Annotated in this window: 21 protein-coding genes and 1 tRNA gene; 14 read left to right on the top strand and 8 right to left on the bottom strand. The window is 71.8% G+C overall.

The annotated features are described in order from the left end of the window. The first annotated feature begins 36 nt into the window (after positions 1-36). Complete coding sequence (locus ACWD68_RS30335; RefSeq protein ID WP_451809649.1) at positions 37-492, top strand: DoxX family protein; 456 nt, start codon at positions 37-39, stop codon at positions 490-492. A 300-nt stretch (positions 493-792) separates the two neighbouring features. After that, complete coding sequence (locus ACWD68_RS30330; RefSeq protein ID WP_451809648.1) at positions 793-1,425, top strand: DedA family protein; 633 nt, start codon at positions 793-795, stop codon at positions 1,423-1,425. Positions 1,426-1,438: 13 nt separating this feature from the next. On the opposite strand, the gene ACWD68_RS30325 is transcribed toward ACWD68_RS30330, so the two are convergent. Next, positions 1,439-1,669: a DUF2277 domain-containing protein gene (locus ACWD68_RS30325; protein WP_451809647.1), complete on the bottom strand. Its 231-nt coding sequence runs from the start codon at positions 1,667-1,669 to the stop codon at positions 1,439-1,441. A gap of 470 nt (positions 1,670-2,139) precedes the next feature. On the opposite strand from ACWD68_RS30325, the gene ACWD68_RS30320 reads away from it, so the two are divergent. Continuing rightward, positions 2,140-3,054 carry a ketopantoate reductase family protein gene (locus ACWD68_RS30320; RefSeq protein ID WP_451809646.1) on the top strand — a complete coding sequence of 305 codons (915 nt, stop codon included), beginning with the start codon at positions 2,140-2,142 and terminating at the stop codon, positions 3,052-3,054. A 162-nt stretch (positions 3,055-3,216) separates the two neighbouring features. Here the strand turns inward: ACWD68_RS30320 and ACWD68_RS30315 are convergent, their stop codons facing one another. The 4 genes from ACWD68_RS30315 to ACWD68_RS30300 all read right to left on the bottom strand — a co-directional run bounded on the left by ACWD68_RS30315 (position 3,217) and on the right by ACWD68_RS30300 (position 6,733). Further along, a complete protein-coding gene (locus ACWD68_RS30315; RefSeq protein ID WP_451809645.1) occupies positions 3,217-4,128 on the bottom strand; it encodes a LysR family transcriptional regulator in 912 nt (303 codons plus the stop codon). A 37-nt stretch (positions 4,129-4,165) separates the two neighbouring features. Further along, positions 4,166-4,753 carry a hydrolase gene (locus ACWD68_RS30310; protein ID WP_451809644.1) on the bottom strand — a complete coding sequence of 196 codons (588 nt, stop codon included), beginning with the start codon at positions 4,751-4,753 and terminating at the stop codon, positions 4,166-4,168. Between the two features lie 3 nt (positions 4,754-4,756). Continuing rightward, on the bottom strand, positions 4,757-6,193 hold the full coding sequence (locus ACWD68_RS30305) for an MFS transporter (protein ID WP_451809643.1): 1,437 nt from the start codon (positions 6,191-6,193) through the stop codon (positions 4,757-4,759). A 75-nt stretch (positions 6,194-6,268) separates the two neighbouring features. Further along, complete coding sequence (locus tag ACWD68_RS30300) at positions 6,269-6,733, bottom strand: MarR family winged helix-turn-helix transcriptional regulator (RefSeq protein ID WP_451809642.1); 465 nt, start codon at positions 6,731-6,733, stop codon at positions 6,269-6,271. Between the two features lie 198 nt (positions 6,734-6,931). On the opposite strand from ACWD68_RS30300, the gene ACWD68_RS30295 reads away from it, so the two are divergent. Next, the gene (locus ACWD68_RS30295) at positions 6,932-7,264 is read left to right on the top strand and encodes a hypothetical protein (RefSeq protein WP_451809641.1); all 333 of its coding nucleotides are present in this window, start codon (positions 6,932-6,934) and stop codon (positions 7,262-7,264) included. On the opposite strand, the gene ACWD68_RS30290 is transcribed toward ACWD68_RS30295, so the two are convergent. Further along, positions 7,261-8,169 carry an SMP-30/gluconolactonase/LRE family protein gene (locus ACWD68_RS30290; protein WP_451809640.1) on the bottom strand — a complete coding sequence of 303 codons (909 nt, stop codon included), beginning with the start codon at positions 8,167-8,169 and terminating at the stop codon, positions 7,261-7,263. The genes ACWD68_RS30295 and ACWD68_RS30290 overlap by 4 nt on opposite strands. Positions 8,170-8,245: 76 nt before the next feature. On the opposite strand from ACWD68_RS30290, the gene ACWD68_RS30285 reads away from it, so the two are divergent. The 6 genes from ACWD68_RS30285 to ACWD68_RS30260 all read left to right on the top strand — a co-directional run bounded on the left by ACWD68_RS30285 (position 8,246) and on the right by ACWD68_RS30260 (position 14,227). Further along, positions 8,246-8,692, top strand: coding sequence for an Lrp/AsnC family transcriptional regulator (locus ACWD68_RS30285; protein ID WP_451809639.1), 447 nt, complete (start codon positions 8,246-8,248; stop codon positions 8,690-8,692). A gap of 139 nt (positions 8,693-8,831) precedes the next feature. Then, the gene (locus ACWD68_RS30280) at positions 8,832-11,072 is read left to right on the top strand and encodes an FG-GAP repeat domain-containing protein (RefSeq protein WP_451809638.1); all 2,241 of its coding nucleotides are present in this window, start codon (positions 8,832-8,834) and stop codon (positions 11,070-11,072) included. A gap of 713 nt (positions 11,073-11,785) precedes the next feature. Further along, positions 11,786-12,661, top strand: coding sequence for an alpha/beta hydrolase (locus tag ACWD68_RS30275; RefSeq protein ID WP_451809637.1), 876 nt, complete (start codon positions 11,786-11,788; stop codon positions 12,659-12,661). Between the two features lie 130 nt (positions 12,662-12,791). Beyond that, the gene (locus ACWD68_RS30270) at positions 12,792-13,070 is read left to right on the top strand and encodes a hypothetical protein (RefSeq protein WP_451809636.1); all 279 of its coding nucleotides are present in this window, start codon (positions 12,792-12,794) and stop codon (positions 13,068-13,070) included. A gap of 90 nt (positions 13,071-13,160) precedes the next feature. Further along, positions 13,161-13,853: a GAP family protein gene (locus ACWD68_RS30265; protein ID WP_451809635.1), complete on the top strand. Its 693-nt coding sequence runs from the start codon at positions 13,161-13,163 to the stop codon at positions 13,851-13,853. An 86-nt stretch (positions 13,854-13,939) separates the two neighbouring features. Beyond that, positions 13,940-14,227 carry a hypothetical protein gene (locus ACWD68_RS30260; RefSeq protein ID WP_451809634.1) on the top strand — a complete coding sequence of 96 codons (288 nt, stop codon included), beginning with the start codon at positions 13,940-13,942 and terminating at the stop codon, positions 14,225-14,227. A 494-nt stretch (positions 14,228-14,721) separates the two neighbouring features. Here ACWD68_RS30260 and ACWD68_RS30255 read toward each other — a convergent pair whose 3' ends face one another. Further along, entirely contained in the window at positions 14,722-15,483 is a 762-nt protein-coding gene (locus tag ACWD68_RS30255) for a maleylpyruvate isomerase family mycothiol-dependent enzyme (RefSeq protein ID WP_451809633.1), read from the bottom strand. 158 nt (positions 15,484-15,641) lie between these two features. Here ACWD68_RS30255 and ACWD68_RS30250 point away from each other — a divergent pair, with 158 nt between their 5' ends. Together ACWD68_RS30250 and ACWD68_RS30245 are read left to right on the top strand one after the other, a co-directional pair. Continuing rightward, positions 15,642-16,439, top strand: coding sequence for an IS5 family transposase (locus ACWD68_RS30250; RefSeq protein WP_451809632.1), 798 nt, complete (start codon positions 15,642-15,644; stop codon positions 16,437-16,439). 219 nt (positions 16,440-16,658) lie between these two features. After that, positions 16,659-17,027 (top strand): tyrosine-type recombinase/integrase, encoded by a 369-nt coding sequence (locus tag ACWD68_RS30245; protein ID WP_451809631.1) that lies wholly within the window; start codon positions 16,659-16,661, stop codon positions 17,025-17,027. Between the two features lie 92 nt (positions 17,028-17,119). Here the strand turns inward: ACWD68_RS30245 and ACWD68_RS30240 are convergent. Then, positions 17,120-17,194, bottom strand: a tRNA-Val gene (locus ACWD68_RS30240). 457 nt (positions 17,195-17,651) lie between these two features. Between ACWD68_RS30240 and ACWD68_RS30235 the strand changes: the two genes are divergently transcribed. Together ACWD68_RS30235 and ACWD68_RS30230 are read left to right on the top strand one after the other, a co-directional pair. Further along, on the top strand, positions 17,652-18,476 hold the full coding sequence (locus ACWD68_RS30235) for a DUF4097 family beta strand repeat-containing protein (protein WP_451809630.1): 825 nt from the start codon (positions 17,652-17,654) through the stop codon (positions 18,474-18,476). Between the two features lie 75 nt (positions 18,477-18,551). Beyond that, positions 18,552-19,985 (top strand): hypothetical protein, encoded by a 1,434-nt coding sequence (locus ACWD68_RS30230; RefSeq protein ID WP_451809629.1) that lies wholly within the window; start codon positions 18,552-18,554, stop codon positions 19,983-19,985. Positions 19,986-20,100 lie beyond the last annotated feature (115 nt).

Below are 20,100 nucleotides of genomic sequence, written 5' to 3'. Positions count from 1 at the left end.
TGCCCGGACCGAACCAGACCGAAGGAGTTCCCCCACATGACCGGACGCCTCAACAGCGCCCAGCCGTACGCCATCGCCCTGTTCCGCATCGTCGTCGGCCTGCTCTTCGCCGCGCACGGCGCCGCCTCGCTCTTCGGCGTGCTCGGCGGCGCGGCGGGCACCGACGGCGGCACCATCGACGCGGGCACCTGGCCCGGCTGGTACGCGGCCGTCATCCAGCTCGTCGCCGGAGCGCTCGTGCTCCTCGGCCTCGGGACCCGCGCCGCCGCGTTCATCGCCTCGGGCTCGATGGCGTACGCCTACTTCGACGTCCACCAGTCGGCGGCCCTGTGGCCGATCCAGAACGGCGGCGAGCTCTCCGCGCTGTTCTGCTGGACCATGCTCCTGCTCGTCTTCACGGGCTCCGGCGCACTCGGCCTCGACCGGCTGCTCGCCGTCCGCACCTCGCCGGCCACCGAGGACCAGCGCACCTCGGAGCCCGTCACCGCCTGACCCCCCGCACGACTGCGCCCGCTTCCCACCCGGGGAGGCGGGCGCCCGCGCGTCCGGGAGGGCTCACCCCCGCCGCGCTCCGCTCACCCGGTCCGCATCCCCGTCCATGGCGGACATCGGTGCCGTACGCCGTACCGGAGCGTGTGGAGGCGTGAACGTGATGTGACCGACACATGCGGCCCCAGCGGATCTCCTGTCACACCCGCGGCGTACGCTGTATGGCTGTCACACGGCGCCCCGCCACTCCCCCGCGAGTCGCGGCGCGGTCGTGTCCACGGGGGATAGCGGGGGAGAGTTTCGGTGCTGGAGAGTGTGGGGGCGCTGACGGGCAGCCCATGGATCTACGCGGCGGTCGTCGTGTCCGTCCTTCTTGATGTGTTCCTGCCTGTCCTGCCGAGCGGCGTCCTGGTCATCGCGGCGGCGACGGCCGCGGCGGGTTCCGCCACCGGCGCCGTTCCGCACGCCGTGCCCGACATCCTGGTACTCACCCTCTGCGCGGCCACGGCCTCGGTCTTCGGCGACCTGGCGGCGTACCGTCTCGCCTGGCGCGGTGGCGACCGCCTGGACCGCGCCATCGCCCGCTCCCGCCGTCTGACCCGGGCGCAGGAACGTCTCGGCGAAGTCCTGGCGCGTGGCGGCGGGGCCCGTGGCGTGCTCGTCGTCGTCGCCCGTTTCGCACCGGCGGGCCGCTCGGTCGTCTCGCTCGGCGCGGGCGCGGCGCACCGCCGGGTCCGCGAGTTCCTGCCCTGGTCCGTCCTCGCGGGACTGGCCTGGGCCGGGTACAGCGTCGCCCTCGGCTACTTCGGCGGCCAGTGGCTGGGCGCCACCTGGCTCGCGACGGGCGTCTCCTTCGGAGCGCTGTTCGTCGCGGGAGCGGGCGCTGCCTATCTCATTCGCCGCCCCGCGGGACGGGAACCGGCCACCGGCAGCTGAGCCGCCGGCCGCGCTATCCGGCGCGCTGGGCCGCCGCCCCGCGCACCTCCAGGCTGTCCAGCAGTTCGGCCGTGGCCGCCGCTACCGCCTCGACGGCACGGTCGAAGACCTCACGGTTGTGGGCGGCCGGGGCACGGAATCCGGAGACCTTGCGGACGTACTGCAGGGCGGCGGCACGGATCTCCTCCTCGGTGGCTTCCTCGGGGATCGCGGGCGGACGAAGTGTCTTGATGCTGCGGCACATGACTCCAGTCTCGCGCGTACGGCGCCGTGACGGTCACCTCTCCCGGATGCGGGCCGCCGCGGCCGGGGAATACCGCCGCCGACTCCGCGGATTGAGCGGAGCATGACCTCAGTGGAGATCACCTGCGTCGGCGGCCCCACCGCCCTCCTCGCGATCGGCGGCCTCCGGCTTCCTACCGATCACGTCGTACGGAAGATCGCGAGCCGGGAGGGCCCGTTGGACGTGGCCGTTCACCCAGGACGGTTCGACCCTGACGAAGGCCTTCGCGGACGCCGGTCTCACGGACGGCCGCGCCTGCTGCAACCGGGAGCCTCGGTGCGGGTGCCGTAGCGGCGCAACCAGTCCGGCCCTGAATACCCAAGCGAATCCTTGGACTTGGGCAAGCTTCTCCGAGGATTGACTCGGGTGACCGCCGCTTGTGATCATCACCGGGGCCCCACTCGGGGTCCCGCGGAGAGGAGCGAGGACATATGGCGAACGACCGGCAGACGGTGGCCGTGCTGGGTCCGGGCGGTGTCGGCGGGCTGCTCGCCGCGCTTCTGGCCCGCGCCGGCCACCGGGTGATCTGCCTCGCCGGGGCCGAGACCGCGCGGACGCTGGCCGCGGACGGCATCGAGGTGCGCAGCGGCCACTTCGGGGACTTCACGGCGCGGGTGGAGGCGGACACCGAGCTGCGCGAGCCGGTCGACGTGTGCCTGATCGCGGTCAAGGCGACGGCCCTGGACGCCGCCCTGGAGCGCGTCCCGGCGAAGGCCCTGGGCGAGGAAGGTCTGGTCGTCCCGTTCCTGAACGGGGTCGAGCACCCGGCACTGCTGCGCGAGCGCTACCGCTCCGCACAGGTGGCCCCCGCGGTGATCCGCGTGGAGTCGACGCGGACCGCGCCCGGGGTGATCGAGCACGGCAGTCCGTTCGCCGAGGTCGACCTGACCGGCGACACGGCACCCCGGGCACGGGTCGACGCGCTCGCCGGGGCACTGGAGTGGGCCGGGGTGCGCGCCCGGGTCCAGGACGGCGAGGCGGCGACACTCTGGGCGAAGATGTCGTTCCTCGCGCCGTTCGCGCTGCTGACGACGCGGTACGGGGTGCCGGTGGGCGACGTACGCACGCTGCACCGCGAGGAGTTGGCCGCTCTCGTCGAGGAGACGGCGGCGGTCGGCCGCGCGTGCGGCGCCCCCGTCGACGCGGCGGCGGCCCTCGCCCGCTACGACGCCTTCCCCGCAGGCACCAAGTCCTCCATGCAGCGGGACGCCGAGGCGGGTCGCACACTCGAACTCGACGCCATCGGCGGTGCGTTGCTGCGGGCGGCGGAGCGGTCCGGGGTCCCGGTACCCGTGGCGAGCGCGCTGGTGCGGGAGCTGACACCGGCCGCGGGCGCGGACAGCTGACGGCGGGACGACGCCCGAAGGCGATCAACGGTTCATGGGGCCGAGACCGCGCCGTCGGACATTGAGGCCCGACGAGACCCGGCGGCGTCCGAATGCGTCCGCGGTTCGGGAGACCGAGGCGGCGCCCGAAGACGAATCGGGCCTACGGGACGGCCGCCGGCGTCAGTCCCCCACGGCCGGCCCGGCGCCCGCGCAGTGCCGCGCCACCGTGTCGGCGAAGGCGTGCGCCACAGGCGACAGGGCGTCCCACCGACGCACGGCCCAGCCGACCGCGAGAGGCGGCAGGGCGGGTATCGGGAGGAAGCGGAGGCCGGGGCGGCCGGGGCCGCGCAGGCCGGGCAGATCGGGGACGACGGCGTGGCCGATGCCGAGTTCGGCGAGCAGGATCGCGGTGTCCCAGTCGGCGACGCTGGTGTCGGAGGTGCCCGCGGGTATCCCCAACTCCCGGTAGGCGGAGTCGAGATGGGCGCGCGAGGTGGAGTTCTCGGGCAGCCCGACGATCCGCAGCCCGGCCAGCTCCTCCCCCTCGATCCGCTCCCGCCCGGCGAGTTCGTCGTCGGCGCGTACGGCGAGCACCCAGGGAAGTTCGGCGACGGGCCGCTGCTCGACCCCGCGTACGGGAGGGCCGAGGGTGATCCAGGCGAGGTCGAGACCGTGGTCGGCCAGCGCCTCGAAGCAGCTCCGGCTGGAGTTCTCGGTCCGGAACTCCAGGCTCACCCGGGGATGGTGCCGCCGGAATTCGACCACGGCCTCGGCCATGAAGTGCCGCACGGTGGTGCCGCCGGTGGCGATCCGCACCGCCCCACCGCCCCCGCGCGCCAGCTCGCCGAGCCGGCGCAGCGCGAGGTCGAGACCGGCCATCCCGTCGGCGGCGGCCCGTTCGAGGACCCGCCCGGCGCCGGTGGGCACCACACCCCGGGCCTGCCGCTCGACGAGCCCGACCCCGACCTCCCGTTCCAGCCGGCGTACGTGCTGGCTCACCGCCGACTGCGTACAGCCCAGCTCCCGGGCCACGGCGCTCAGACTCCCGGCCCGGCACACAGCGACGAACACACGAAGATCATCCAGGGTCACGGACCCAAGGTAGCGGCGGCCCGTCGGGGGTTTTCGCTCAGGCCCGGGTCTTGTCGAGCAGTTCGACGATCTCCTCGGTCGTCCCGGTCTCACCGAGGCGGGGGAAGATCCGCTCGACGCTGTTGCGGTGCGTCTCGGGGTCGAGGTCGGACATGGCGTCGGTGGCCAGGGTGACGTGGTAGCCGTGCTCGTGGGCGGCACGGGCGGAGGACTCCACGCCGATGCTGGTGGCGATGCCGGCCAGCACGATCTGGGTGATCCCGCGGCGGCGCAGCTGCAGGTCGAGGTCGGTACCGTAGAAGGCGCCCCAGTTCCGCTTGGTCACCGTGATGTCCTCGGGGTGCCCGGCCAGTTCCCCGACGATGACGTCCCACCCCTCCGGGAACGTGCGGGCGCGGCTCGGGCCGTCGATACGGCCCCGTACGGCGTCCGCGCCGTCGGCGGCGGCGGTGACCCGTACGAGGACGACCGGGAGATCGTGGCCGCGGAAGGCGTCCGCGAGCCGGACGGCACGCGGCACGACGTCGGAGGCGGCGTGCGGGGCGAGGCCCGGGTTGCCGACGATGCCGTTCTGGAGGTCGATGAGGACGAGCGCGGTGCGGGGGTCGAGCGTGGTGACTGCCATGGTTCAGGCCTTTCTGAGGGCGAGGTCGCGAAGGGATCGGTCGATGAGGGTCACCGCCAGGAGCAGCACTGCTCCGGCGAGCATGAGAAGGGCCAGATGGTGCAGGCCGCCGGTGTCGGCGCCGTGCGTGAAGAAGGCGGCGCCGACGGCGGAGGCCGCCATCGCGCCCAGGTACGTGGAGGTGCGCAGCAGTCCGGCCGCGGAGCCCATCCGGGCGGGGTCGGCCTGCCGGTAGAGGGCATTCTGATTGGCCAGGCCATTGAGACCCTGCGGCACGCCCATGAGGGCGCCGAAGGCGGCCAGCAGCCAGATCGTGCTGCCCGCGTGGACGGTCAACAGCCCCACGCACCCGGCGATCTGGACGAGACTCCCCATCACCAGCCTGCCGCGGACGGCCTCCCGCCGGCCGGTGACGCCGGAGACGACCAGCGCGCTCAGCGACAGCGGCAGCAGGACGAGCCCGGCGGCGGCCGCGTGCAGTCCCCGCCCCTCCTCCAGCCACTGGGTGAACCCGTAGAGGAAGGCGTACGCCGTGGTGCAGCTGAGGAACTGGCGCAGATAGGTGGCCGGCATGGGCCTGTTGCCGCCGAGTACCCGCAGGTCGACGAACGGCTCCGGGACCCGGAGTTCCCGCCGCGCGAAGGCGGCTCCGGCGACGAGACCGAGCACCGGCAGATACCAGTCGGCGGCCCGCGGCTTCATCAGGAACAGCATCAGCGAGACGAGCAGGGCGGCGAAGAGGGCCATGCCGACGAGGTCGATCCTTCCCGCGGTGGAGGCGTGCGCCTCGCCTCGCGGGGCCGCGCGCTCCGGGGTGCTGACGTCCGGGTGCGCCGAGGCGTTCGCGCCCGGCTTCGGCGGGACCGGAGGGGCCGGGACCTTCCCGGCCGGGTGCGGCGTCGGCTTCCCGGCCTTCGGCAGCCGGAGCGCTCCGAGAACCAGACAGGCCAGCGACAGTGGCACGTTGACGAGGAAGATGGTGCGCCAGCCGCCCACACCGATGAGCAGGCCGCCCAGGGTGGGTCCGACCACGGCGACCGTCTGGGCCGAGACCGCGAGCGCGGTCAGCACGCCGGCCGGGCTGTCCCGCCCGGTGCGTTCGGCCTCGCTCCGGGTGAGGTGCATCGCGGCGGGGTACGCGGCCGAGGTACCGAATCCGAGCAGCACCCGGGCGGCGACCAGCGCGCCGAGGTTCGGGGAGAGGGCGCCGAGCAGCCCGGCGATGCCCACCGTCGCCGTACCGACGAGGTAGAGGCGTCGCGGGCCGTACATGTCGACGAGCCGTCCGACGACGGGCTGCCCCACCGCGGTGGCGAGATACAGCCCGGAGACCAGCCACGCGGTCTGCGCGGCGGCCGCTCCGAGGGCGCTGCCGATCGGCACCAACGCCACCGCGATCATGGAGGAGTTGACCGGGTTCAGCACGGAACCGAGGACCATCGGGGCGATCAGCCGACGGTCGAACCCGTCGGGCGAGGGTGAAGCGCTGCCGGAACCGCTCGCGGAGCATGGGTGTCACGGCCGGGTGAGCCGTTCCAGCAGGGCCATGGCCTCGATGACCGTCTGCCGCTCGTCCTCCGTGCACCGTTCCTGGAAGGCCCGGGCGAGCCACTCGGAACGGGCCTGCCGGGTGCCTTCTACGCGCTCGCGCCCGGTGTCCGTGAGGGTGACCAGCTGCCGCCGGCCGTCCCCGGGGTCCGGGTTGCGCTGGATGAGTCCGTACTGGTCGAGGGCCGCGAGCGTGGCGGCCATCGACTGCGGGCGCACTCCTTCGGTCGCCGCCAGCCCACTGGCCGTGGCGGCCCCGCTCTTGCTCACCAGGGTGAGCGCGGAGACCTGGGAGGGCGTGAGGTCCTGCGCCTCGGAGACCTCGCGGATCCGCCGCCGGAGCAGGCTGAACGCGACCCGCAGATCCTGCGCGGCGCGGGCGGCGGAATCCGAGACGCCCGCGTCGTTCCGGTAGCTGCCGCTCCGATCCATACGGCCACCGTAAATTAAGCAGCCCAGACTGTCCAGTTCAGGCTGTGCAGTTTGCCTGAACATTCCACCCCCGGCGTGCGCAGCGACGAGCCGGGACGGCGCGGTACTCCCCCAGGTCACAGGAGTCCGGAACACCCGTTCGCGTGAAGTCCCGGAAGGACCTCGCATCACAAAATCGAACAGGCGTAGCATTGCCGCGTGGCTGCGACCTATGACTTTCCGAGTGACCTCCTCGCCGGTCAGGAGGAGCTGCATCAGGTCCGGGCCGAGCTACTGGACCTGCTGAAACGACTCCCCTGGTCGGTGGAACCGCTGGACGGCTTCAGTGACACCGGCGGCTGGCGCAAGGTGGAGCGCCCCGCCTCCCCCGGCTGGACCGACGACGAACAGGCCGAGGTCGAGAAGCTCCGCCAACGGGAGCGCGAGCTCGCTGTGTTCGTCTCCGGCCACCGCTTCTGGTCGGAGGTCACCCCTCCGGAGAAGGTCGACGCACGGATGCGACTGAAGCGCACCCGCGAGACCCCGGGTTAGGCTCGCGGCGCCCCGGTCACCGACATCACCAGCGAGTACAGCGAGGTGGTGGCCGTGATGAACAGGCGGTTGTTCTTCGGACCGCCGAAGGCGATGTTCGAGACGGGCTCCGGTACGCGCAGCCGGCCGATGAGAGTGCCGTCGGGGTCGTAGCAGTGGACGCCGTCACCCAGGGCGGCGGCCCACAGGCGGCCCTCGTCGTCGAAGCGGATGTTGTCGAAGTGGACGTCGCCGCGCGCCTCCGCGAAGACCTTCCCGTCGGAGAGCGTGCCGTCCTCACGGACGTCGTACACGTGGATCCGGGCGGCCCTCGAGTCGGAGACGTACAGCCGCCGCTCGTCGGGGGACAGGATGACGCCGTTCGGTCCCGCGAACCCGTCGGCGGCGAGACGCACCTCCCCCGTCGCGGGATCGATCCGGTACACGTTGCACGCGCCGATCTCGGACGCGGCGCGATGCCCCTCGTAGTCGCTGGTGATACCGAAGTCCGGGTCGGAGAACCAGACGGTGCCGTCGGAACGTACGACGGAGTCGTTCGGGCTGTTGAGCCGCTTGCCCTCGTACCGGTCGGCGAGGACGGTCACCGTCCCGTCGGGCTCGGTGCGGGTGACGCGGCGGTTGCCCTGCTCGCAGGTGACCAGGCGGCCCTGCGGGTCGAGGGTGTTGCCGTTGCTGTGGCCGGCCGGGTCACGGAAGACGCCGACCGCGCCCGTGGCCTCGTCCCAGCGCAGGATGCGGTCGTTCGGGATGTCGCTCCAGATCAGCAGGCGCCAGGCGGGGAGGTACAGCGGCCCCTCGGCCCAGCGGCAGTCGTCGTACAGGACCTCCAGCCGGCTGTCGCCGTTCGCACAGCGTCCGGTGCGGAAGCGGTCGTCCAGGATCTCGTACGGGCCGTCGACGGACATGGCATCCCTTCGAAGTGGCTGACCAAGATGTGATTCAACTTAACACGCACTGCACCGAATCAGATATGGTCAATGCATGAAGTCAGTTGATGACATCGACCGTGGGTTGATCGCACTGCTCCAGCAGGACGCCACCCGGCCGTACGCCGCCCTGGGCAAGGCGGTCGGCCTCTCCGCGGGCGCCGCGCACGAGCGCGTGCGCAAGCTGCGCGAACAGGGGGTCATCCGGGCCACGACGGTCGACGTCGACCCCGAGGCGCTCGACCGCGGGGTCCTCGCCTTCGTACTGGTCGACTCGACGGCGTGGATGGGTGACCGGGCCGAGGACTTCGCCGCCGTGCCGGAGATCCAGGAGGCCCACGTCATCGCGGGCAGCGCCGCCGTCCTGGTGAAGGTGCGCACGGCGACCACCGAGCGGCTCCAGGACGTGCTGCGCCGCCTGTACGCGATCGACGGGGTCAGCGGGACGCAGGCCACGGTGGTCCTGGAGACCTTCTTCGAAAGGCCGTTGAACGCCGGATAGCGGAGCGGACAGCCAGTGGACGCCGCCGAGTCGGAGGACCTGCGGGTCCCGCGGAAGCGCGTTCGGCGCCGGCCCGGGCACGTACACCACCTGCGGGTTCCCGCGTCGGCACGAGCCGGGGCACGCCATTTTCGTGATCTTGGCTGATATACGCTGCGACTACTTTCATGAGATCAAGCCCGGGGGGGCCTTCCACATGATCATGCAGTCGCGCGCGCTTCTGGGGAGCGCGCTGGTTCCCGTACTCGCGCTGGCGGTCACCGTGCCGAGCGCGCACGCGGCTCCGTCCGCTGCCGCCGGCACAGCCACCACCTCCGCGGTCGCCGTCGGGCTCGGCCCCTGGAGCGCGCCGAAGCAACTGCCCGGCGTCACCGGGGTGATCGATCTCCAGTCGGCCCGCAACGGCACCCTGGTGGGACTCTTCGAGCAGGGCGGCGAGACCGTACTCTCGGTCAGGCCCGCGGGCAGCCTCACCTGGCGCTCGGCCGAGCCCGCGCCCGGCGCCACACTCCACCGCACGGACGACGGCGCGCTCACGCTCCTGTGGTGGGAGAAAGCCACGGACGCGACGACCGCCACGCTGCGGATGTCCCGGCTCGCGCCCGACGCCACCGCCTTCGGTCCCGCCCAAGTCGTCGCGGAGGGCACGTCGGCGACCGACGGCTACTACCGGGGAACCCGCGTCACCGCCGTCGCGGCCGGCGCCACGGGCCGCCAGGCCGTGGCCTGGATGGACAAGGACCACCGGCTGACCGTGGTCGAGCGCTCGGGTCCGGCGGGCACCTGGTCCGCGCCCGTGGTCCTCGACCGGCTCCCGGAGCCGATCGTCCGGCCCGACAACGTCTACGACTACCACCTGCGGGACCTGCGCCTCGCCGTCGCCAAGGACGGTGCCCTGGGGCTGATCTGGGGCGGCGACAGCTACTACACCGGTGACGGGGTCGACCCGGACCCGACGGCGTACCAGTGGCACTACAAGTACCTGGAGAAGCCCGCCGGGGCAGCGTCCTGGACCGCGCCGCGGGATCTGCCGCAACTGGGCGAGAAGCCCCGGCTGGTCACGCTGGCCGCCCACCCTCAAGGCGGGTTCCAGCTGCTCTCCTTCAACAACTACGCCCGCAAACCGGCCGGGGCGGCGAACTGGGGTCCGGCCGAGAGCACCGGGATCTACGCGAACGGCTCCCGACCCGCCGAGCTGCTCACGGCCCCGAACGGCGATGTCACGGCGGTCGGTTCAGGGGCGAGCGGCCCGGCCGTCGCCACGCGCCTCGCCGCCGGGGGCGGCTGGAAGGCCCGGCAGGATCTGGCCGGGTCCACCGAGGACGACTCGTTCAGCAGCACGCGGACCGCGGACGGCTCACTGGTCGTCACATACACGCAGAAGCGTTTCGTCTCGAGCCGTACGGTCCGCCGCGACTTCGTCGCCCAGACGGTGGGGGTCGGCAGCGTCTCCAAGCCGCGCACCCTCAACTCCCTGACGGACGGGACCACCAGCGCGGGCCGGGTGGCCACCGACGACAAGGGACGCCCGGTGGCCGTCTGGACCCAGTCGGCCACCGACGGATCCTCGCGCGCCGCGTTCACCGCGACCACGTCCACCCGGTCCCTGCCCAAGTGGCACGACTACGCCGACAACACCCGCTCGGACATCCTGGGCACGGGTCTCAGCGACACGATGAACCTGCTCACACAGGACACCGCCAACCCCCTGCGCACCTTCCAGGCACGCCCCTGGGCGAACAAGACCCGGCTCGTGCCGTTCGGCGACTTCGACGGCAACCGCTGCAACGACCTCGTCGTGCGGCTGCCCGGCGGCGAGACCCGCCTCTACACCCCCGTCTGTGGCGGACTGCCCACGCCCGACTCCGCCTACCGGCGCCTGTCCCGGGACTGGAGCGCCTACAACACCCTGCTCTCCAGCGGCGACCAGACCGGCGACGGCCACCCGGACCTGCTGGCCCGCAACGCGGCCTCCGGCGATCTCTACCTCTACGCCCACAACGGCACCGACGGCTTCATGCCGCGCGTGAAGATCCGCTCCGGCTGGACCGGCTACAAGCGCGTCATCGGCGCCGGTGACCTCAACGGCGACGGCCTCGGTGACGTCCTCGCCCTCGACAGCTCCGGGAAGCTCTGGCGCTACAACGGCACCCGCACCGGAAAGCTCAAGGACCGCGTCCAGGTCTTCAAGGACTGGGGCCGCACCTACAAGGACGTCATCGGCGCCGGGGACATCGACGGCGACGGCAAGAACGACCTCGTCTCCCGCGACACCTCCGACAACCTCTGGCTCAACACGGGCACCGGCACGGGCACCTTCAAGAACCGCGTCCAGGCCGGAGACTCGACGTACTGGAAGACATGGGCATCACTCGCCTGATCCCGGTGAGCCCGGGCAGCCAGGACGAGCAGGAGTAGCAGGACAACCGGGACAGAGACCCCCAGCCGGTCCCGGCTGGGGGTCTTCGGCATCCGGTGCCGGGTACGCGTTTCCTGTCCGGCTCCACCTGGTGCCCGTGCTCGGCGCGAAGCAGCCGGAGTCACCGAGCGCCGGGGCCGGGTTCTGCCCGGCTGGTCCTGACCAGGGAGTCCGAGGGGTCGGGAACACGGGCGAATGCCCCTGACATGATCGATTCATGATCGGAACCTCTGCAGACTCACCAGGTCGCCCCGTCTCCCGCCGCTTAGTCCTCGGCGGTCTCACGGCCACGGCTGCCACCCTCGCGGTGACTTCTTCCGCGCGCGCCGCGACGAGCCCGGGTGGTGCGACGAGCCCGGGGGCGCGACGAACCCGGACAGCGGCCTCTTCCGCTGCGATCTCCCCGCTCCCACCGGGCCGCACCCGGTCAGCACCGTCGACCTGCACCTTGTCGACCCTCGGCGAAGTGACCCGTGGGTCGAGGGCGGCTCCCGGCCACGTGAGCTGATGATCACCGTCTGGTATCCCGCGCGCCGGAACGCCGGGGCACCGGCACGCCCTACGCCACCCCCGGCCTCGGTCCGGCCTTCGACGCCTTCGCGGGTTCCCTCGGCATCCCCGCCGGCTCCGTCGACTGGGCGCGCATCGGCACGCGTACGACCGTCGGCGCCCCGGTGGCGCACGCGGCCCGGCGGCTGCCGGTCGTGCTCTACACGCCCGGCCGGCTCAACCCGCGCTTCCTCGACACCACCGTCGCCGCCGAGCTGGCCAGTCACGGGTACGCCGTCGTGGCCGTCGACCACACCTACGAAGCGCTCGCCGTCGAGTTCCCCGACGGCCGTGTCATCACCCCCGCCCCCGCTCTGGCGGGCGAGCTGTCACCCCAGGTCATGAAGGCCGCCGTGGACTGCCGGGTGGCCGACCTGCGCTTCGTGCTGAACCAGCTGCGGCTGCTCGCTCGCGGCGGCAACCCCGACTCCGAGGGCCGCACCCTCCCGGCCGGACTCGGAGCCGCGCTCGGCCTCGCGTCGGTCGGCGTCTTCGGCCATTCCCTGGGCGGCACGGCCGCAGCCGAGGCGATGCGCCTGGACCGGGGCATCAGCGCCGGTGCGATCCTCGAGGGCCCGCTCGGCTACGGCCCGGACGACCCGGAACTGTTCGCACCTGTCACACGTACGGGACTGCGGCAGCCCTTCCTCCTCGCGGGCAGCTCGTACACACCCGCGCTCCCCTTCACTCACACCCACGTCGCCGCCTGGCAGGCTCTGTGGAAGAACTCCCCCGGGTGGAAACGCGACCTGTGGACAGCACGGGCACGTCACCAGTCCTACTGCGATTTCCAGATACTCCTCCCCGCACTCGCCGCCCGCTTCGGCACCCCACCGCCCGCTGTCGTGGCGGCCATGGTCGGAGACATCGACCCGGTCGGCGGCACCGGCGCCCGCCGCGCCTACCTCACCGCCTTCTTCGACCAGACCCTGAAGAACCGGCGGCGCCCGCTGCTCGACAACCCCACACCGCATCTCCCCGACGTCACCCGCATCGACTAGGACCGGCCGCCCACAGGGCACCTGCGTGCACGTGGTCCGGGTGCCGATACCGGACCCGGACGCCAAAGACCCCCAGCCGTGATCGACTGGGGGTCTTTCCCCTGGTGGGCGCGGACGGTTTCGAACCGCGGTGGCGCACTTCCGAGCACTGGATGAGGACGCCACCCAGCGGTACCACTTCCGCCACGCTGACGAGGACGGCGGCTTCTGGTACGTCGAGGCCGTACCCGACCGCGGCGAGTTGGTCGTCATCAAGCAAGCCGAGTTGACTTCGGCCGGCCAACTCCACCGGTACAGCTGGGAGCACCTGGAAGACGAACGCGGCGCTCTGACGGACCAGGCGATCGATCCTGAAGAGGATCCGGAACCACTTCCCCCTTCGGCTGCCGCGGACGGCACCACTCGATGACCCAGATGGACGGCGGCGCAAGAGGTTGCCGGACCGGTGCGCTCGGTACTGTCCCGGGAAGGGCATTCCGCAGTGTCCTGGGGATGAGGCTTGGAAAGGGAGACCGTGCTGATCCAGGCAATTGGAGCCGTCCTGCCGGCGGCGCTCGCGGTCGCCCTCAGCCCCTTCCCTCTGATCGGGATCGTGCTGATCCTGGCCGGCCGACACGGCCGCCGCAACGGCCTGCTGTTCACGGCCGGGTGGATCGCCGGGCTCGGGATCGCGGCAACGCTCGTTGTGTTCGTGTTCGGTGGAGCCGACGACCCCGAAAGCCCCTCGTCAGCGATCGCGGACTGGGGACGGGTGCTCGCCGGAGCGGCTCTCATCGTGCTGGGGGCGCGCACTTGGCGGCGGCGTCCAGGTGTCGGCAGCGAGACCGAGACGCCACGCTGGATGGCGTCACTCGATGACGTCTCGGCCCTGCGGGCACTGGTCCTCGGTGCGCTGCTGTCGGGTGCCAACCCGAAGAACCTCGTCCTGACGGCCTCGGCGGCCACGTCGATCGTCGAAACGGGGGCTCACAATGGCGATCTCACCGTGGCCGTCACCGTCTTCGTTCTCGTCGGATCCTGCACCGTCCTCGGTGCCGTCATCATCCATCTCCTCGGCGGACAGCGCGCGGCGTCGTTCCTGGACGGTGTCAGGCAATTCATGATCACCAACAGCGCCGTGATCACCGCGATCGTGCTCCTCCTTCTGGGCGCCGGCATCCTGGGCGACGGACTCACCGGACTTGGTCGGTGAGTCCTCCAAACGTCTGTCCCGCTGGGAAAACACGCTTGTGCAGGGTCGTCGCCCTCGGCGTCTCGGCCCGGAGTCCAGGAGGACTCATGAAGCTGCGTCCCATACGCGACTCATCGCATCGCATCGAAAGCTGGCTACGAGATCGCGAACGCATCCGGGAACCGGCTCCTCCTGCCACCCACCAGGACATCGCCCAGATTGCGGAACGTCTCGATGTGAACCTCCATCCAGACCACACGCAGCTTCTGCCCGGTCACGACGGCAGTGGCAGCTTCACCCTCCCTCCGTACTACGTAATCCTCAGCACCGGCGAGGTCGTGGACACCTGGCGGATCAAGACGGAAGTCTGGGCCGATCACCCCTACTCCCCCTAATACGGCCCGCAGTGGGTGCCCTTCGCCTCCGACCGGGCCGGCGGGGTGCTCTGCCAGAACCAGTGCGAAAGGCGGTGTTGAGCTGGTCGCTGCGAGACCGGTAGCTGCTCGCTCAGCCGTACCAGGCAGTCCGGCCTCGCATCATCCCTCCCCGGTGCCGGCCGATTCCCCGCCGTAGACATCGTCTCCGCGGTATACGACTACACAACGGCTCAGAGCCTCAGACGGATCTCTCTCTGGGGCTCTGAGCTGCGGTTCGGTGGACCTGTGGGGATTTGAACCCCAGGCCCCCTCGATGCGAACTATGGGCACGATGGTCGCTGAGGTCTCTCGACCCGGTCACGGGGGCGGTAGCGGCCCTGGCAAGTCGCCTGCGGTCGACGTGGTTGCTGTACATCGGTGCTGTATCGCACGGTCGCCGCGCGGACGCGGAGCTGTTCGCGATGTTCACCGAGGCGGACGTCATCAAGGCCGTCCGCTGGCGGTATGACTGGCTACTCCTCGGGCTCCCAGGCGATCAGCTGCTCGAACACCTGCTGGTCGCCCTCGATCTTCAGGTCGCTCAGCGTGAGGCGGCCCCAGACGAAGAGGAGCAACTGCTCGGCCGTGCCCGTGGCCGAAGCGGAGGCGGGCGCGGCGTCGTCCGTGAGGGGTGCGGGCCAGGCGCCGGTGCCGTCCAACGTGAGGAGCCAGGAGCGGCCCTCGGTGGCGTGGTAGTGGATGGTGGCGGCCTCGTGCGGCCAGGCCGCCGGGGTGGAGTTGCAGGTGTCGAGAAACTCGGCCACGCCGTCGATCGCGACGTCCGCCGGCATCGGCTGCACGGCGCCTGCGGCGAGCTGGGCGTCGTAGGTGTGCACCAGCACCTCGTGCACCCGGCGCCGGGCAACGCCCCAGGCATTCGCCGGCGACACGCCGGCGGCCCACCACGCCCAGCACTCGCGCTCCGGGCCAGCCTCGCGCAGCGCACTCAGCAGCAGCTCGTTCGACTCGGCGTACCAGGCCAGCAGCACCTCGAGCTCGCGCGGCACCTCCGCGGCATCCTTGGCCGGCGGAGCCTCGGCCGGGCCCGCCGCGACGATCGCGGCCCACCAGCGCTGGCCCGTACCCAGGTGCTGCACCAGATCGAACAACGTCCACTCGGGGCAGGACGGCACCGGCGCGTCAAGGCTGGGCGCGGCGGCAACCGCACTCCGGAGCGCGGCCGACCGCTCGTCGATCAGTTGCAGCAGGGCGGAAAACTCAAGACTCTCTGTCACATCGCTTACCTATCACCCCAGCTCAGCCGACCGCACCCTATTTTCCAGGCCGTCAGCTGCGGGAGTTGGAGCGCCTAATAGAAAGCCTGGTCGTAGCCCTGTCCCCTTCCTGGCTGGCTCGTTGACGAGTCATGGGGAAGGGGAACGGTCCTCCTTGGATGGTGCCGGATGACCTGTGGGGGCGGATCGAGCCGTTGCTGCCGGTCAGGCAGCGGCGTCCGCGCCATCCCGGTCGGCTACCACTGGACGACCGTGGTTGCCTGCAGGGCATCCTGTTCGTGCTGCACACCGGGATCCAGTGGGAGTGGCTGCCGCAAGGGCTCGGCTTCGGGTCCGGGATGACGTGCCGGCGCCGACTGCGGGACTGGCACGAGGCCGGGGTGTGGGACCGGCTGCACCAGGTGCTGCTGACCGAGCTGCACCGTGCCGGGAAGCTGGACTGGTCCCGGGCGGTGATCGACGGCTCCCACCACCAGGCCCGTCGGGGCGGCCCAAAACCGGGCCGAGCCCGGTCGACCGTGCCCGGCTCGAAGCACCACGTCATCACCGACGCAGGCGGCACCCCGCTCGCCATCACCCTGACCGGTGGCAACCGCCACGACATCACCCAGCTGCTGCCCCTGCTCGACGCGATCCCGCGGATCCGCGGAGTGACCGGTCGCCCCCGTCACCGGCCGCGGCAGTTGTTCGCCGACCGGGGTTACGACTTCGACAAGTACCGTCGGCTCCTGTGGAAGCGCGGCATCAAGCCGGTCATCGCCCGACGCGGAGTTCCGCACGGCTCCGCCCTGGGCTCGGTCCGCTGGGTAGTCGAGCGGACGAACGCGTGGATCCACGGCTTCCGACATCTACGGATCCGCTGGGAGATCCGCGACGACATCCACGGGGCGTTCCTGAAGCTCACCTGCTGTGTGATCACCTACAGGCGAGTCCAGGCATTGTGTCAGCTCCTCTAAGTCCCCTTGAGTCACCGCCCGTTCTGGCACCAGGGCGCGGCAGTGAGCGGGGACCGCGTCGGCGAGTGAGCTGGCCGCTCTCCAGCGCCGGGACATCGACCTCGAGGCCCGTACCGTCTCCGTCCGTCGCTCGTCCGCCGAGACCCGGACGGATGGCCTGACGGTCAAGGCGCCCAAAAGCGCGGCGGGTGCCCGCACCCTGGCGTTCCTGCCTCGCTCGTGCCCGAGCTGGCGCACCATCTGGCGGAGCACGCGGAGGCCGGCCGGACCGGGCTCGTCTTCGTCGGGGCCCGCGGTGGTGTCCTGCGGCGGAACAACCTCCGGCGGATCTGGCTTCGCACGCTCGCCTCGGCCGGTCTCGGTGACGTCCACTTCCACTTCCACGATCTCCGGCACACCGGGAACACCCTCGCCGCGACCGGCGGCGCCACCACCCGCGAGCTGATGCAGCGCATGGGCCACTCATCGGTGCGGGCCACGCTGGTCTACCAGCACCTCGTCAACGGGCGCGAGCACCAGATCGCCGACTACGTGGACGGTCAGATCAGAAAGGCGCGGCGGCCTCCCCGCGACCCATCTGGCACGTAAGTGGCACGACGGCCCCGAGCAGCCGAAAAAGATCAAGGCCCAGGCATCCGGATTCGCACCGGCTGACCTGGGCCTTGTTCGTGTCCTGAGACTGGTGGGCGCGGACGGTTTCGAACCGCCGACATCCGCCTTGTAAGGGCGGCGCTCTACCACTGAGCTACGCGCCCAGGACGAGTCGACAGCCTACATTGCCCGGGGGGATGCCCCGCAAACCCGTATCCGGCGAGTGGGGGGCCCGCCAGGACCACCCCCGGACCACGCCCGGGACGGGACAGTGCTGGTGGGACGACGCCGGGCCCGCGACAGGGTCGTCGCCGTACAGCGGGCAGCGGGCAGCAGGCAGCAGGCAGCAGGCAGCAGGCAGCCGATGCTGTCGTCGGGCCTCGGGTGGGTGGGGTCGGTGTGCTGTCGGGTGGGGCGGCCCGGGGCTGGTCGCCGGTGTCGGAGCCGTCGACGGTACGGCTGTGCCCCGGGCGGACCGGCCCGGGGGTTATCCCCACCCCACATTCGGGAGCGGCCCGGATCCCCCCGGGCTCCATGGGTGCCTAACGTCGAAGAAGCTTCGCGGACCGGCTCCGGCCGCAGTGCGAAGCGAATCGCAGACCGTCCCAGGGGGAGATCATCATGGCCCGCACACCCACCCGTAGCGGCACCCGGAACCGTACCCACACCGCCACGCGCACCTCGCGCACCCGTGCCGCCGCAGTCGGCGGTGCGGTGATCGCGATCGTCCTCGGCGCCACCGCGTGCGGCGCGTCCGCCGGGGACGACAAGGACCCGGAGCAGCGGACCTTCGCGCTGCAGGGCCGGACCCTGACCGTCGACTCGGACGACTCCGCGCTCGACCTGGTGGTGTCGGACTCCGCGAAGGCCGGCGAGGTCCAGGTCACCCGGTGGTTCCAGGGGCATGTCAGCATCGGCGGGGACCCGAAGGTCACCTGGGCGATGAAGGACGACGACCGGCTGGTGCTGCGGATGAAGTGCTCGGGCGTCATCGCCGACTGCTCGGCCCGGCACCGGATCGTCGTGCCGCGCGGGACGGCCGTCAAGGTGGAGGACGGGGACGGACACGTGACCGCCCGGGGCTTCGAGGAAGCGCTGAGCATTCGTACGGCGGACGGTTCGGTGCGGGTCACCGACTCCTCCGGACCGCTCGATCTGCGCAGCGGCGACGGCTCGATCCGGGCGGTCGGTGTGGACGCGCGGAGCGTGCGCGCCCGTACCGAGGACGGCTCGGTACGCCTCGAACTCGGCACCGTGCCGGACCTGGTGGACTCCCGCAGCCAGGACGGCTCCGTCTCGATCGTGCTGCCCCGGGCCACCTACCGGGTGACGACCGGAAGTGGCGACGGTTCGGTCGACGTGGACGTGCCCCGCGACGGGACGAGCGCCCACCATGTCTCCGCGCACACCGGCGACGGAAAGATCACAGTACGAACCGCGAACTGACCGGCCCGTGTGTTCGTCCTTAACCGGTGGGAGAATGACAGCCGGGCAAGGCGGATGACAGCACGGGAGAGGGATGTGACGGCGACACCTTCGCAGCCGTACTCGCCGTTCGCGCGACGCGCGCGGCCGGCACACCCTCTTCCCGCTCGGCGGGACGTCTCGCCGGGGCGGCCGGTGGGCCGTCCTCGTTCGCGCGTCGCCCGTGACGTGCTCACTCTCGTCGCGCTGCCCCTGCTCGCCGCCCTCGCGCTGCCCGCGGCCTTCGCGGGAGGCGGCACCCGGCGCTGGTTCGGCGGGCGGGCCGAGGGCCAGCGGGCCGAGGCACAGGCCGCCAAGGACGCCGCGGCGGCGGCGTTCTACGAACTGGACACCGCCCAGCGCGACCTGCGGATCTCGATCGAGACCATCACGGCCGTGGACGACTCCCCGGCCGCCCGGCGCGTGGTCTCCGATTTCGAGGCGCTGGGGCGGCGGATCGACGAGGCCAGCCAGAAGTACATCACCGCCGTCGACGCCCACGATCTTGACCGGGACGAGCTGGAGGCGTCGGTCGCGGCACGGGCCCGCGGGGAACTCACCGCCGCGAAGGACGAACTGGGCCGGGTGAAGGCCGAGCTGGACCGGTTCGAGCAGGGTCTGGGACCACTGCTCGGCAAGGCCGAGACACAGCTCGCCCGACTGGCCCCGGCCGTCGAGCGCGCCCGGCAGGCCCTGCTCGCCGCCTCGAACGCCCTCGATTCCGTACGCCAGTCGGGTCTCAGGGCCGACGACCTCGCCGCCCGGCTCGCCGCCCTCGGACCGGAGCTGACCAAGCTCAACCAGGGCGCCGGGCAGCACGGCGTGCCGGAGACGCTGGAGCGCGCCGAGCGGGTCTCAAGGGAGGCCGCGGCGGTGGGCGCCGAGGCGGAGCGGCTGCCGGAGCGGGCCGCCGAGATCGACCACCGGCTCGTTTCGCTGCGGACCCGCGCGCAGGCGCTGACGACCCGGTCGGGGCAGGTGGAGCCGGTGCTGAGCGAGTTGCGGCGGCGGTTCTCCGCGGCCTGCTGGCAGGACCTCCAGCATGTGCCGGACCAGGCCGCGGAGAACGTGCGGCAGGCCGAGCTGAAGCTGAAGGAGGCACGGGCCGCGCGTGAGGCGCAGCACTGGCCGGACGCGACCTCGCTGCTGGCGACGGTGCGCGCGCTGCTGAACAACACCGACGAGGCCGTGTCGGCGGCCGGAGACCGGCTGCGGCGGCTGAACGCCGTGCAGAAGGACCCCCAGCAGGAGATCGACCGCACCCGGTTCGCGATCCGGGACGCGCAGCGGCTGGCCATGGCGGGTCGCAGCACCCCCGACCCCCGGCAGGCCCGCCCGCTCGACGACTCCGTCGCCCGGCTCGACCGGGCCGTCGCCACGCTGGAGGGCCGGCATCCCGACTACTGGCACTTCCTGACCGAGACGGAGGCGGTGCGCCAGACGGTGGCAGGGGTGGTCACGCAGATCCGCGAGGAGCGCGGCGGCGCCTGAGGGGGATCCGGGGAAGCTCGGGGGAAGGCCGACGGGAGCCCCTGAGGAGACGCTGGGCCCGGGTCCGCCCGAGTGCCCGTCACTGCCTCGGCAGGGCCCGCGACGCTCGCGTCAC

The sequence above is a fragment of the Streptomyces sp. NPDC005141 genome, from assembly GCF_053599975.1.
The sequence above is the reverse complement of the archived record's forward strand: the minus strand, read 5'-3'. Positions and strand labels throughout refer to the sequence as shown.